Origin of the sequence: Roseobacter sp. (genome assembly GCF_024639605.1) — a bacterium.
GTDB lineage: Bacteria > Pseudomonadota > Alphaproteobacteria > Rhodobacterales > Rhodobacteraceae > Roseobacter.
Window position 1 is genome coordinate 1 of the sequence record NZ_JAHEHZ010000094.1, and the last position, 13,497, is coordinate 13,497.

Consider the following 13,497-nt stretch of genomic DNA (forward strand, 5'->3'; position numbering starts at 1 on the left):
CGTAGTCGGCCTGCTCATCGTTGAGGGCCGTGTCCATCAGCAGTCCGCTCATCCCGATCACAGCGTTCATCGGCGTTCGGATTTCGTGGCTCATAGTGGCAAGGAAAGCACTTTTGGCTTCATTGGCCGCCTCAGCGGCGGCGCGGGCGTCTTCGGCTTCCTGAAAGAGCCGCACGTTTTCGATGGCGATCACCGCCTGATCCCCGAAGGACTGGGCAAGGGCGATCTCGTCGCGGCTGAAGGCTTTCCTTTCCATCCGGATAAAACTCAGCATCCCCACCGCCTCGTCCCCCCGCAACAGCGGCACGATCAGCGATGACTGATATCCGCTTTCCTTCTGGATCCGGACGTCTTTTTCCGGAAGAACTGCGGTGTTCCAGTCCGGGATGTGCTGGATTTCGCGCGCGAGCAGCGCACGCGACGGCAGATTATCATCCGGATCGATCCTGTGACGCTCAGTGGAAAAGTTCTTTCTGAGGCCCTCGGTGTCAGCCACCGCAGCCTGCCAGAGCTCTTTTTCATCCGCCCTCAGGACAACCGCCCTGTCGCAGGAAATCAGCCTGACGGCGGCCTGCACGATCTCATCAAATACAGGTGTCACGTCATTGGGTGACGAGCTGATTACACGCAGCACATCAACGCTCGCGGTCTGGCGCGCGAGGGCGGTCTGGTTCTCCTCAAAAATCTTCGCATTCCGGATCGCGATCACCGCCTGATCGGAAAAACTCTCCAGCAGTGCGATGTCCTCGTCGCTGAAAGGTTTCACCTCGCGCTTGTAAAGAGCGAGGTTGCCAAGACCGACATTGTTATGGATCAAGGGGATCGTCAGGAACGTGCGGACCCCTTCTTTGTCAACAGACATCCGCCGTATCTCTTCACCGTTGCGATAGGCATCAGTGTCTTTGAGATCGTGAAAATGGATTGGCTTTCTGTCGAGAATACTGTCCGCGATCGACAATCCGCGTTTCATTGGCCACTGGGTCCTGCCCACTTCCAGCGCATCAAGCTCGTCTCCCCAGTGCGCCACAAGATCGGCGTGGGTCCGCTCTTCGTTGACAATGTTCAGGCTGGCCATCGGCGCGTCACAAAGCTGTGCTGCCCGGCTCAGAATAGCATCAAAAACCGGCGCAAGATCCGACTGCGCTTCACTGATGATCCGCAGAATGTCGGCGCTGGCCGTCTGGCGGGCAAGGGCGGCCTCGGTCTCCCGGAACAGGCGCACGTTCTCGATGGCGATCACCGCCTGATCACAGAACGAATTACCCAGACTGATCTCATCTTCGGTAAAGGCGCGGATTTCTTCGGTGCGCGAGAATATCAGAACACCAGCACAGTCGCCTTCGCGCATCAACGGAAGATAGAGGACTGATTTCAGGTTGAATTTCTTAAATGTATCGACCTCATGTGGTAGCAGGTCCGCCTCCCGGTAATCGGGGATGTGAACCATTTTGCACGATTGCACGACCTGCGACGGAAAGTTGCGTTCCGTTTCAACCGGTATCCTGTTCTGCGACAGACTCGTCATCGTCCTGCCGTGCTGGACCCCTGCTGCAGGCACGAGCGCGTCCCGGTCGCGGAGCAGCACAACCACGCCGTCGCTGGCCAGCAACCTGCACCCGGCAAGCGCAATCGCCTCAAAGACCGGTGTGGTATCGGTGGGCGACTGACTGATGACCCGCAGGATGTCCGCACTGGCCGTCTGACGGGCAAGTGCTGTCTGTGTCTCCCGGAACAGGCGCACGTTCTCGATGGCGATCACCGCCTGATCGGCAAAGCTCTCGGCAACGGCGATGTCGGCGACGCTGAACGCGCCCGCCGTCTTCCGGATGAGTGCGAGAACGCCCAGAACCTTTTCACCCCGTTTCAGCGGCAACATGAGCGAGGCCATAAAACCGTTATTTTCGTGAGCCGCGCGGTCCCGCGGAGGCAGATCATATCGGGTCCAGTCGGGAATGTGCAGCGTTTCACCCTCTATGACCCGGGACACGAGATTGTCGTCCGGATCAGCTTTGCCACGCTGTTCAGTAATGTTTTTTTCGACCCCGTCCGGTGTCGCGACGGCGGCTTGCCAGCCTTCGGCACCATCCGTCTCGAAGACTATTGCCAGATCACAGGACACAAGGCTGATCGCCAGACGCACGATCTCCTCAAAGACGGGCGTTGTGTCGGTTGGCGAGGCGCTGATCGAGCGCAGTACATCCGCACTGGCGGTCTGACGGGCCAGCGCTGTCTGTGTCTCGCGGAACAGGCGTACGTTTTCGATGGCTATAACTGCCTGATCGGCGAAGCTTTCGGCGATCGCGATGTCCTCCGCCGAGAATGGACCGGCGGTCTCGCGGATAAACGCAAGGGCGCCGAGGCATTTGCCCCCGCGCATCAGCGGCATTCCGAGCGACGCCATGAAACCGCTTTTTTCGTGACTCTCCCTGTCCCGCGCAGGCAGATCGTATTTCGTCCAGTCCGTAATATGGATGGTCTCTTTACCCACCATCGTCCGTGACGGCAGGTTGTCTTCGGGGTCCAGTATGGCACGCGATTGCGTTATGTTTTCCTCCACGCCGGCCGGCGTTGCCACGGCGGTCTGCCAGAACTCGGTACCGTCCGTTTCCACAACAATCGCCAGATCACAGGACACCAGGCCGGTCGCCAGACGCACGATTTCGTCAAAGACGGGCTTTGTGTCGGCGGGCGACGCACTGATCACCCGCAGCACATCGGCGCTCGCAGTCTGACGGGCCAGCGCGGCCTGCGTTTCATGAAACAGCCGCGCATTCTGGATTGCGATCACCGCCTGGTCGGCAAAGCCCTGCATGATCCGAAGCTCTTTGTCAGTGAAGGGCTTCTTTGACCGGGCGACACCGACGACGCCGATGCCTTTGCCTTCCCAGATCATTGGCGCAAAAGCCACCGAATGATACCCCGCCACCCGCGCCATACGTCTGAGCACCGGCGGTGTCTCCGGATCGTTCTGAACATTGGCATAGTTCACGACGCGTTTTGTGCGGATCGCCTCGCCGGCGGGTGTGATCTCCCAGGGCGCCGGAAAAGTTGCAAGAAGCGCGTCGCGGTAATCTCCGAGATAGGCTGCGACCTGCAACTGCCCACCCTCGTCGATCTGCAGAACATCCAGCTCCTCGCCGCCAAAAAGCGTACGGCAGCTGTCGAGGATTTTTTCAAAAACCGGCTGTGTGTCCTCAACCGACTGGCTGATGACGCTGAGGATTTCCGCCGAGGCCTTTTGCTGTTCCAGTGCCTCGGTTACTTCGGCTGTCCGGTCCTGCAGTTCGGAAAAAAGCCGCGCGTTGCTGATTGCGATGACCGCCTGGGCGGCGAAAGTTTCCAGCAGCGTGATCTGTTTTTCGGAAAACGCAGCCTTTCTGACATGCGCCAGCGTGATCGTGCCAATAACCTGGCCGTCTTTCTTCAGCGGCACGCCCGCCGTCGACCAGAAACCTCCGACCTTCGCCTGCCTGTTCCAGTCATACTCCGGATCCGCTTCGATGTCCGGGATGTAGACCGTCTCCCCTGTGAGGGCCACACGCCCTGTGCAGGTACCCATGCGCGGCGTGAAGTTCTGCTCTGAGAGAACCTTCAGGAACTTGCCGCTGGCATTATGCGTGGCAACGATCTCATAGACGCCGGTCTCATTGTTCAGCAGGGTGGCATAAGCAACTTCGGGGCTGCAAAGACGCACCGAGACCTCCAGTATGGCCTCCAGAACGGGCGCCAGTTCATTCGGAGAACGCGAGATCACGCTGAGCACTTCGGAGGTAGCGGTCTGGTATTCCAGGCTTTCGGTCACCTCCGCTGTGCGCGCCTGCACTTCGCTGAACAGATGCGCGTTGTTAATGGCGATCACCGCCTGATCCGCAAAGGTTTCCACCAGTTCAATCTGGCGCGGCGTGAAAGGCCCGGGCGTGGGGCGCGCCAGATCCAGTACCGCGATAATCTCGCCCTCGCGGATGAGCGGCACTGCGATAATCGACCGCCAGTTGCCCAGTTCAACCGACACCGGAGTGTCGAACTCCGCGTCTTCTCTGATGTCCTGAACATGGATGGTGGTCCGGTCCAGCACTGCGCGCCCCGCGATATTGGTACGATCTACTTTGTGAGGATGTCTGGTGTGATATGCGATCATCTCGGGCGAGCACCCGGTATTTGCGCCAAGGTGAAGTTCATCTCCGACCCGGTTGAAAAGAATGCAGATTGACGCGTCACAAAGCCTTGCCGCCGTATCAATGAGCGCCTGCAGGACGGTCGGCAGATCGAACGCGGACTGGCTGATGACCTTAAGCACTTCGGCCGTCGCCGTCTGCTGTTCCAGCGCTTCCTGTGTCTCGGAAAAGAGCCGGGTATTTTCCATCGCGATCATCGCCTGATCGCGAAATGACGTCGCAAGCGAAATATCGGCCCCGGAAAACGCAAGTGGTTCGCGATGCGTCAGGGTCAGTGCCCCAAGACACTGCCTGCCACGCAGCAAAGGCAGGTGAAGTGAGGAGCCCACATCCATTTCCGCCCGGCGCTTCCGGGCCTGTGGCGGCAGATCGGCCGTGGTCCAGTCCGCCACATGCAGTGTCTCCCCCGACAGGAAGGCCCGGGAGGGCAGATTGACCTCCGGATCCACCGGATACATGGGCCGTCCGTCTGCCGCCACACGCGGCGCCGCAGGTGCGATTTTCGCCCATAATTCCGCCGTCATGATCCGCCCGTTTTCCCCGGCTGCGGCGGCGGTCCAGTATTCACCGCCTTCGGTCAGATGGACAACCGCATTGTCGCACCCCAGGAGCCGGCTGGCGGTCTGTACGATCACATCGAAAACCGGCTGAATATCTGTCGGTGAACTGCTGATAACTTTGAGAATTTCCGCATTTGCAGTCTGACGCGCCAGGCTTGTCTGTGTCTCGTCAAAAAGACGCGCGTTCTCGATGGCGATGCTGGCCTGATCGGCAAATGTCTCGACCATATCGATGTCGGCCTGGCGCGAGGGGCGGTTCTCGGGAAAGGACAGCACGATTGTCCCCCAGATCTCGTCACCTTTGAAAACCGGCACGCCGATGCTCTGGCGATACCCCATTTCGCGGGCGATCATATGATCGGTATAGCTTTCGTCCTGCGCGTCCTCGAGCAGGAACCGCCGGCCTGTATCCAGCACGGTTTTGTTGATCGATCCCTCCGGCAGGGGCGACTGCCAGTGTTCCTTGTGGCGCTCAATCTGTGCGTCGCTGTGTCCGTGATAGGCCCGCAGTTTAACAACGTCGTTGCTGATAAACTGCCAGACCGCACAGAACGGCGCATCGCAGAGCTCCGCCGCCTTTTGTGCAATCAGATCGAACACCGCCTGCACGTCCGAGGTGGCGCCGCTGATCACTTCGAGGATCTCGGCGCTGGCTGCTTCGCGCTGCATGGCTTCTTCGGTGCTGGCGAACAGGCGGGCATTTTCAATGGCGATCGCTGCCTGGTCTGAGAATGTTTCCAGCAAGTTTTCAATGGCCGGACCAGGCGCTTCATCGCCGGGCCAGGCCAGAACCATAATACCCCAGAGGCCCTCTTCAGTTTCGACAGGCAGGCCCAGCATGTATCTGAAACCATATTCCTTCGCCGTATTCGCATCGAAATAGCTGTCGGACTGCGCGTCTTTCAGATGGAAAGCAGCACCGGTCCTGATCACTCCTTCGGTCATCGATTCAGGAACCGGCTCCGATGGATAACCGGCGCTGTAGGTTTTCATGAATTCATCCGTGAACCCGTGGCTTGCACACAGGTGGATCATCCGGCCGTCATAGCGCCAGAGAATGCAGAATTTTGCCCGGCTGAGTTCCGTCGCACTGCGGACAACCGCTTCAAACACCGGCTGCGCATCGCCACGGGATGCCTTGACGGACTGCAGAATCTCCGCAGTGGCCGCAAGCCGCGCTTCAGCTTCCGCCTTTTCCCGGCGCAGCGCGTCGAGTTCCTGTTCTGCGGTCAGCTCTGGTTGCGCCACGTATCCTGCATCCCGGGTGCCCGCCGGGTGACCCGGTCGGGCAATCATCTGTTCTACGGGCACAGGCTAACGATTTCTGCCCGTTACGCTATGATTTTTAACGCAATCACATATTGTTTGCTGCGACCGTTCCGCGACCGGTGTCCGGCATATTGTTCTGGTGCGCAAATGCAGCATCCGACCCGCGCACTGATCCGTCAGATGTCCAGCGTATTGTCTTTTTCCCACTGGCTGAAGTGGCTGGCGAAAGATGCCCATTCCTGGTGCTTGAGCTTCAGGAAGGCGCTGGAGAAAGCATCGCCCATCGCCGCTTTGAGCTCTTTGTCTTTGTCATAGGCGCGCAGGGCATCCAGCATATTGAGCGGCAGCTGCGGCGCGCCGCGAACCTTATAGCCTTCTGCATACATATCAATGTCATAGCGCTTGCCGGGGTCGGCCTTGCTGTGAACGCCGGAGAGGCCTGCCGCGATGATTACCGCCTGCAGCAGATAGGGGTTTGCCGCCCCGTCCGCCAGCCGCAGCTCAAAGCGGCCCGGACCAGGCACGCGCACCATGTGGGTGCGGTTATTGCCCGTCCAGGTCACCGTATTCGGCGCCCATGACGCCCCTGATACGGTGCGCGGCGCATTGATGCGTTTGTAGCTGTTGACCGTCGGATTGGTGATGGCCGCCAGCGCACTTGCGTGTTTCATAATGCCGCCGAGGAAGTGCTTGCCCTTCTCTGACAGACCCAGCTCGCCCGTGGGCCCCTCGCCCTTGTCAGTGGCGAAAACGTTGGTCTTTGCCGCTTCCCCGGGCGCATCCCAGACAGAGATATGCGCGTGACAGCCGTTGCCGGTCAGGCCTTCGACGGGCTTGGGCATGAACGTCGCGCGGAAGCCGTGCTTTTCGGCAACCGATTTGGTCATGAACTTGAAAAAGCTGTGCTTATCCGCGGTGCGCAGCGCGTCGTCAAACTCCCAGTTCATCTCAAACTGGCCGTTGGCGTCCTCGTGGTCGTTCTGATACGGGCCCCAGCCCAGCTCCAGCATATAATCGCAGATCTCGCGCACAACATCATAGCGGCGCATCACCGCCTGCTGGTCATAACAGGGTTTTTCGGCTGTATCGAAAGGGTCCGAGATCTGATCACCCTCAGGGGTCAGCAGGAAAAACTCTGCCTCCACACCGGTTTTGACATGCAACCCCTCTTCGGCGGCGGCCTCGATCTGGCGGCGCAGCACATTCCGGGGGGCCTGGGCCACATCCTCGCCTTCCATCACGCAGTTTCCGGCGACCCAGGCAACTTCCGGCTCCCAGGGCAGCTGAATAACCGAGGACGGGTCAGGAACAGCCAGCATATCCGGGTCCGCCGGCGTCATATCCAGCCATGCGGCAAAGCCTGCAAAGCCCGCGCCGTCTTCCTGCATGCCCGCGATCGCCTGTGAGGGGACGAGTTTGGCGCGCTGCCCGCCGAACAGATCCGTGAACGAGATCATGAAGTATTTAATGCCCTTGTCTCTTGCGAAGGCGGCCAGATCGGTTGTCATGGTCTGCGGTTCCTTTCCCCGTTAAACGTGGTTGTGGCGCTGCCTGTGCGGGTCTGCGCCGGATGTTTCAGGTTTCCTTTTTACCCGGATACCAGTCTGTGCCGGCAAGCGGAACCTTTGCCATTGCCGCCGCCTCCATTGTCAGGGCGCACAGGTCTTCAGGCTCCAGATTGTGCAGGTGATTATGCCCGCAGGCCCGCGCAATGGTTTGCGCCTCAAGCGTCAGCACTTTGAGGTAGTTGCGCAGACGCCGGCCCGCATCCACCGGATCGAGCCGCGCGGCCAGGTCCGGGTCCTGGGTTGTGATCCCGGCCGGGTCGCGTCCTTCGTGCCAGTCATCATAGGCGCCCGCGGTCGTGCCCAGTTCCTGATATTCAGCTTCCCACTTCGGATCATTGTCACCGATGGCGATCATCGCGGCGGTGCCGATCGAAACCGCATCCGCCCCCAACGCCAGCGCCTTGGCCACATCCGCCCCCGTGCGGATGCCGCCCGAAATTACCAGCTGGACCTCACGGTGCAGACCCAGATCCTGCAACGCCTGCACGGCGGGCCGGATGCAGGCCAGCGTCGGAAGGCCCACGTTTTCGATAAAGACATCCTGGGTGGCCGCGGTGCCGCCCTGCATCCCATCAAGCACCACCACATCGGCGCCTGCCTTGACCGCGAGTGCCACGTCGTAATAGGGGCGCGTCCCGCCGACCTTGACGTAGACCGGCACCCGCCACCCGGTGATCTCGCGCAGTTCCAGGATTTTGATTTCCAGATCGTCAGGCCCCGTCCAGTCCGGATGCCGGCAGGCAGAGCGCTGGTCGATGCCCTTGGGCAGCGTGCGCATGTCGGCCACACGGTCGCTGATTTTCTGACCGAGCAGCATGCCGCCACCGCCCGGTTTAGCGCCCTGCCCGACCACCACCTCGATAGCGTCAGCTTTGCGCAGGTCGTCAGGGTTCATCCCGTAACGCGACGGCAGATACTGATAAACCAGTTTGCTCGAATGCGTGCGCTCCTCGGCGGTCATGCCGCCGTCGCCTGTGGTCGTCGAGGTGCCTGCCGCACTGGCGCCGCGGCCCAGCGCTTCTTTGGCCGGGCCTGAAAGCGCGCCAAAGCTCATGCCCGCGATCGTGATCGGGATTTCGAGCTCAACCGGGTTTTTGGCAAAGCGCGTACCAAGCGTAACTTTGGTCTCGCATTTCTCGCGATACCCTTCGAGCGGATACCGTGAAATCGACGCCCCGAGAAACAGCAGGTCGTCGAAGTGCGGCACCCGCCGTTTGGCCCCGCCGCCACGAATGTCATAGATGCCGGTTGCCGCAGCCCGGCGGATTTCGGCGTTTACAGGATCCGTAAAGGTTGCGGATTTTGCAGGAACAGTGCGTGGTATGCCCTTGTTATCCATGTGTTTCATCCCTGCTCTCAGTATTCATCTGCATGATCGACATCAAAGTTGTAAAGCTTTCGTGCTGACCCGTAGCGTCGGAATTCTTCTGGTTTCGCATCGCTTTCCGCGCGCTCCAGCAATCCTGCCAGAATCTCCAGATGCTCAGGCCGCATCTCTTTTTCCACACAATCGGTGCCAAGGCTCTTCACCGATCCGCGCACAAAAAGCCGCGCTTCATAAATGGAATCACCCAGAGCGTCACCCGCATCGCCGCAGACCACCAGAGAGCCGGCCTGCGCCATAAAGGCTGACATATGGCCGATGTTGCCATGCACGACGATGTCGATACCCTTCATGGAAATACCACAGCGCGAACTGGCATTTCCTTTGATTACCAGCAGGCCTCCGTGCCCTGTGGCACCAGCATACTGACTGGCATCGCCTTCGATGATGACCCTGCCCGACATCATGTTTTCGGCGACACCGGGCCCTGCAGATCCCTGCACACGCACTGTTGCCTGCTGGTTCATCCCGCCGCAGTAATATCCCGCCGGCCCCCGCACCGTCACCTCCAGCGGCGCATTGAGCCCCACCGCAATCGCGTGGCTGCCGCGCGGGTTCAGCACCTCCCAGGCGGTTTGCTCTGGTCCGGCCGTCTGCGCCTGCAGTGCTGCATTGAGGCCGCGCAAACCGTCCGCTTCGAGATCATATTGCTGCATGTCAGTGTTTCCAGAAATAGACGGTCGCCGGTTCGGGCTCCCAGACGCGCGCGGTTTCGATGCCCGGAAGGCTGACCAGAGCGCGGTACTCGCTGCCGAATGCCACATATTGCTCCGTTTCCGCCATCACCGCCGGTTTGCAGGCGATCGGGTCCCGCACCACGCCGAACCCGTCCTTGGTGCCGACCACGAAGGTGAAAAACCCGTCAAGATCCGCAAGACTGCTTTCCAGCGCTTCACCCAGAGTGGCACCTTCGCGCATTTTCCAGGTCAGATAGCCAGCGCCCACTTCGGTATCGTTCATCGATTCGATACGGATGCCCTCGCGGGTAAGCCGCCGCCGCAGCGCATTATGATTAGACAGTGATCCGTTGTGCACAAGACACTGGTCAGAACCGGTGGAAAAGGGGTGTGCGCCTTCCGTGGTGACCGCAGATTCCGTCGCCATCCGGGTGTGTCCGACACCGTGCGTACCGCCCATCCGCGCCAGAGAAAGACGTGTGGCCACATCTTCGGGAAGGCCTGTTTCTTTATAAATCTCAATAACATCCCCGTCGGACATTACGCGGATATCCGGACGCAGAGTACGGATCAGTTCGCGCGCAGCCGCGGATTTGTCGCGGCTTAGAGACAGAACAGCATGCGAGCCGTTGACGCGCTGTGTCACCGGCTCGCCGAGCGCCCGGGACAGATCAGCAGCAAGCGTTTCAAAATCGTGCTGCGCGTTGTCGGACTGGACCGTCAGCCGCGACTGACCAGGCACCTCGGCCCCGTAGATCGCGATACCGGCGCTGTCCGGCCCCCGGTCGGTCATGGTGACCAGCATCTGCGTCAGCATACTGCCCAGTTCCGGTTGAAGTGACGTGTCTTTCAGAAAGAGCCCGACAATCCCACACATATCCCGCTGCCTGATCGTTGATGTCCCGGACTATCATAGCTGACCGGGCGGGTCATTCCACCCAAAAGAACAATTATTTCTTCAGAGGAATGATATACGGTGCATTTGCCCGCTATAGCGGCAGTAAGGCGCTTCAGGACGGGCGCGGGTAGGCAATAACCGACAGATAGCGCGCGGGCAGATCGACCAGTGTTTCCGGTCCGTGGCGGGCATCGGCGTCAAAGTGCAGCGTATCGCCCGGGCAGAGCCGGTACACAGCGTCGCCGTGACGATATTCTACAATACCTGCAAGCATGTAGATGGTCTCGACCCCTTCATGCTGGAATGCCGGGAAGCGGTCTGAATCCTCGCTGAGGGTGATCAGATAGGGCTCGACAATCACATCGGCGGAACTGGCTTCAAGATGACCGAGCAGCGTGTAGTGATGACCCGCACGGGTTCCGGCCCGTTCGGTCTCAACCCCGTCACCGGCTTTAGTATGCACAGCCTCGCGCCGCTCCTCAAAGCGCCGGAAAAATGCTGTAAGCGGCACACTCAGCGCATTCGCCAGCGCCTGCAGGGTCGTCAGTGAGGGTGAAATATTGCCGTTCTCGATTTTTGAGAGCATCCCGGATGACAGTCCGGTTCCGGCAGCCAGATCGGCAACGGTCATTCCATGCTGGTGGCGAAAGGCACGTACCTCGCGTCCGATGGCAACTTCCAGAACCTTTTCGGTGCTGTCTCTGAGCCGGTGCGGATCCTGCGAGAGGCCCCGCGCATGTTCCCGCCCGTCACTCTGATCCATGCATGCCTCCTCTCCGGCGTTGTATATCGCGCCCGGCTGTTTGCGTTTGCCACAAGCGGAGATATCCGCCCTGTCAAAGCCCGCGCAGAGATCAGGATACAGGCGCATAACGGGCTGTCCAGCGAACTCGCGGCGCAGCCACCGGTAACCGGCCCTGCCCGGAAAGCCGGCAGCGTGTCTGCGAGACGCCCCGCAGTCGCCGTTTGAGAGTGTTGCGCCTCAGCATGCTGCTTTAGAGTGAAGCGAAATAACAGAAGATCAGGAAACGACCGGATGACGGCAGAGCATGTGAACACACTGATTGTCGGTGGCGGCCAGGCCGGCCTTGCGATGAGCGCGCATCTGGGCAAACAGGGCATCGGCCATCTGGTGCTTGAGCGTGATCGTATCGCAGAAACGTGGCGCAGCGCCCGCTGGGCATCGCTTGTCGCCAATGGACCGGCCTGGCACGACAGGTTTCCCGACAAAGTATTCGCTGATACCGCTCCGGATGATTTTGCTTCCGCGCAGAGCGTCGTCTCTTATTTCGAGGAATTCGCCCGCGAGACCGGTGCGCCTGTGCGATGCGGCGTCGAGGTGCAGTCGGTCCGGCGCGCGACATATGGCCAGGGGTTCCGCGCGGAGACCTCACAGGGGCCTGTAACAGCCGATCATGTAGTTGCAGCCACCGGGCCCTTTCAGCTCCCCGCAATCCCGCCTGTCATTCCGCGGACACCCGGTTTGCTGCAGATACATTCGTCAGCCTATCGCGATCCGGGCCGGGTACCGGACGGTGCAGTGCTGGTGGTCGGTGCCGGATCCTCCGGGGCGCAGATCGCCGAAGAGCTGTCGCGCGCGGGCAGGTGCGTTTATCTGTCGGTCGGCCCGCACGACCGGCCGCCCCGCCGCTACCGGGGCAAGGATTTCGTCTGGTGGCTTGGCCGCCTGGGCAAGTGGGAGATGAAGACACCCCCCGCAGGTTCAGAGCATGTGACTATTGCCGTCAGCGGTGCGCACGGCGGCAGAACAGTGGACTTCCGGCGTTTTGCTCACGCCGGGATCACACTTCTGGGGATGACACAGAGCTTCCGGCACGGCGTGCTGCAGATTGCCCCTGATCTTGCACGAAATATCGCACGCGGAGACGCGAATTATCTGGCGCTCCTTGATGAAGCTGACGCTTATGTTGCGGCTGGTGGTGCCGATCTGCCCCCCGATCCGGACGCCCGCGCGCTGCCTGACGATCCGGAGTGCCTGACCCGACCGCTCTCCAGACTTGATCTTGCGCAGGCGGGTATTTCGACAGTTATCTGGGCCACTGGATACGCAAGGGATTTCGGCTGGCTTCAGGTTGACGCATTTGATGCGCAGGGCAGACCGTCCCATCACCGCGGCGTATCAGCATCACGGGGCGTGTACTTTCTCGGCCTGCCCTGGCTCTCAATGCGCGGCTCGTCCTTTATCTGGGGTGTCTGGGAAGATGCGGCATATCTCGCAGCGCATATCGCCGGCAACACCGAGCGGGACGCATGAGGCCTGCGGGCGCCGCACTCTTTAAGTAAGCGGCCTGGCGTCTGCGAGGGCTGTAGGCGGGACTGCGCATGCGCGCCGTTTTATTCGTTACCTGGCACCCCGTAAGATGGTGCTGCGCGGGGATCCAGCGCCCTTTGCACATAGTCGGAAAGCTGCGGTTTATAGACCTGCCACGCCTCCTCCAGCGCTGTGAGCGGGCAGGTCTGCGTCCAGTCGCACCGCAGGTCCGTCACGGGCCAGCTGACCGCGTCACTGATCTGCATGCCGGCGGAATGCACCGGCCCCGCCTCGCCGCCGGCGCAGAGACCGGCGCGCAGCCCGGCCAGCAGCCTGTCCCCGAAATGGCCGGTGGCGCGCTCAAATCCTGCGACCATGGCCGCCGGTATGGATGCATCCGCCAACAGGTTCCCCGCCGCGATCACATCACGTCCGGCCGCATCGGCAAAAATTCCGAGCGCCTCCGGGCCGGAGTGCACTGCAGTCCGGCCCCTGGCGTCAATCGCAAGCACCTGCCTGTACTGTGGAAAATCGGTCTCCGCAATAACGCGGGACACTGCCTCAGGGGCGCTCAGCCCGGCCGCCATCAGATCCAGTGTCTCAGGGCCCAGGCGCGGATCGGTTACATTCTGGGTTGCCACGGCACCAATGCCGGCGCGGGTATAGACGCACCGCGCCGCAACGGCGGGCGAAG

Annotated in this window: 7 protein-coding genes and 2 pseudogenes; 1 reads left to right on the plus strand and 8 read right to left on the minus strand. The window is 60.7% G+C overall.

Features of this window, described 5'->3' with window-relative positions; genetic code table 11:
• The 7 genes and pseudogenes from Q0M35_RS12560 to Q0M35_RS12590 all read right to left on the minus strand — a co-directional run.
• A pseudogene (locus Q0M35_RS12560) lies at positions 1-163 on the minus strand (histidine kinase dimerization/phospho-acceptor domain-containing protein); the annotation flags it as partial.
• 72 nt (positions 164-235) lie between these two features.
• Positions 236-6,031: pseudogene (locus Q0M35_RS12565) on the minus strand (GAF domain-containing protein); the annotation flags it as partial.
• 149 nt (positions 6,032-6,180) lie between these two features.
• A complete protein-coding gene (glnT, locus tag Q0M35_RS12570; RefSeq protein WP_295315793.1) occupies positions 6,181-7,512 on the minus strand; it encodes a type III glutamate--ammonia ligase in 1,332 nt (443 codons plus the stop codon).
• A 67-nt stretch (positions 7,513-7,579) separates the two neighbouring features.
• Complete coding sequence (locus Q0M35_RS12575; protein ID WP_295315795.1) at positions 7,580-8,911, minus strand: FMN-binding glutamate synthase family protein; 1,332 nt, start codon at positions 8,909-8,911, stop codon at positions 7,580-7,582.
• A 17-nt stretch (positions 8,912-8,928) separates the two neighbouring features.
• Positions 8,929-9,612 (minus strand): GXGXG domain-containing protein, encoded by a 684-nt coding sequence (locus Q0M35_RS12580; RefSeq protein WP_295315797.1) that lies wholly within the window; start codon positions 9,610-9,612, stop codon positions 8,929-8,931.
• Position 9,613: 1 nt separating this feature from the next.
• On the minus strand, positions 9,614-10,510 hold the full coding sequence (locus tag Q0M35_RS12585; RefSeq protein ID WP_295315799.1) for a glutamine amidotransferase family protein: 897 nt from the start codon (positions 10,508-10,510) through the stop codon (positions 9,614-9,616).
• Between the two features lie 133 nt (positions 10,511-10,643).
• Positions 10,644-11,294: an XRE family transcriptional regulator gene (locus Q0M35_RS12590; protein ID WP_295315801.1), complete on the minus strand. Its 651-nt coding sequence runs from the start codon at positions 11,292-11,294 to the stop codon at positions 10,644-10,646.
• 273 nt (positions 11,295-11,567) lie between these two features.
• On the opposite strand from Q0M35_RS12590, the gene Q0M35_RS12595 reads away from it, so the two are divergent.
• Positions 11,568-12,806: an NAD(P)/FAD-dependent oxidoreductase gene (locus tag Q0M35_RS12595; protein WP_295315803.1), complete on the plus strand. Its 1,239-nt coding sequence runs from the start codon at positions 11,568-11,570 to the stop codon at positions 12,804-12,806.
• An 80-nt stretch (positions 12,807-12,886) separates the two neighbouring features.
• Here the strand turns inward: Q0M35_RS12595 and Q0M35_RS12600 are convergent.
• The coding region (locus Q0M35_RS12600; protein ID WP_295315805.1) for a DUF1028 domain-containing protein at positions 12,887-13,497 on the minus strand (611 nt) is incomplete at its 5' end.

Bases quoted from the DNA above. Each gene is read 5' to 3' on its own strand.
- glnT (WP_295315793.1), bottom strand. From the start codon at position 7,512: ATGACAACCGATCTGGCCGCCTTCGCAAGAGACAAGGGCATTAAATAC.
- Q0M35_RS12575 (WP_295315795.1), bottom strand. From the start codon at position 8,911: ATGGATAACAAGGGCATACCACGCACTGTTCCTGCAAAATCCGCAACC.
- Q0M35_RS12580 (WP_295315797.1), bottom strand. From the start codon at position 9,612: ATGCAGCAATATGATCTCGAAGCGGACGGTTTGCGCGGCCTCAATGCA.
- Q0M35_RS12585 (WP_295315799.1), bottom strand. From the start codon at position 10,510: ATGTGTGGGATTGTCGGGCTCTTTCTGAAAGACACGTCACTTCAACCG.
- Q0M35_RS12590 (WP_295315801.1), bottom strand. From the start codon at position 11,294: ATGGATCAGAGTGACGGGCGGGAACATGCGCGGGGCCTCTCGCAGGAT.
- Q0M35_RS12595 (WP_295315803.1), top strand. From the start codon at position 11,568: ATGACGGCAGAGCATGTGAACACACTGATTGTCGGTGGCGGCCAGGCC.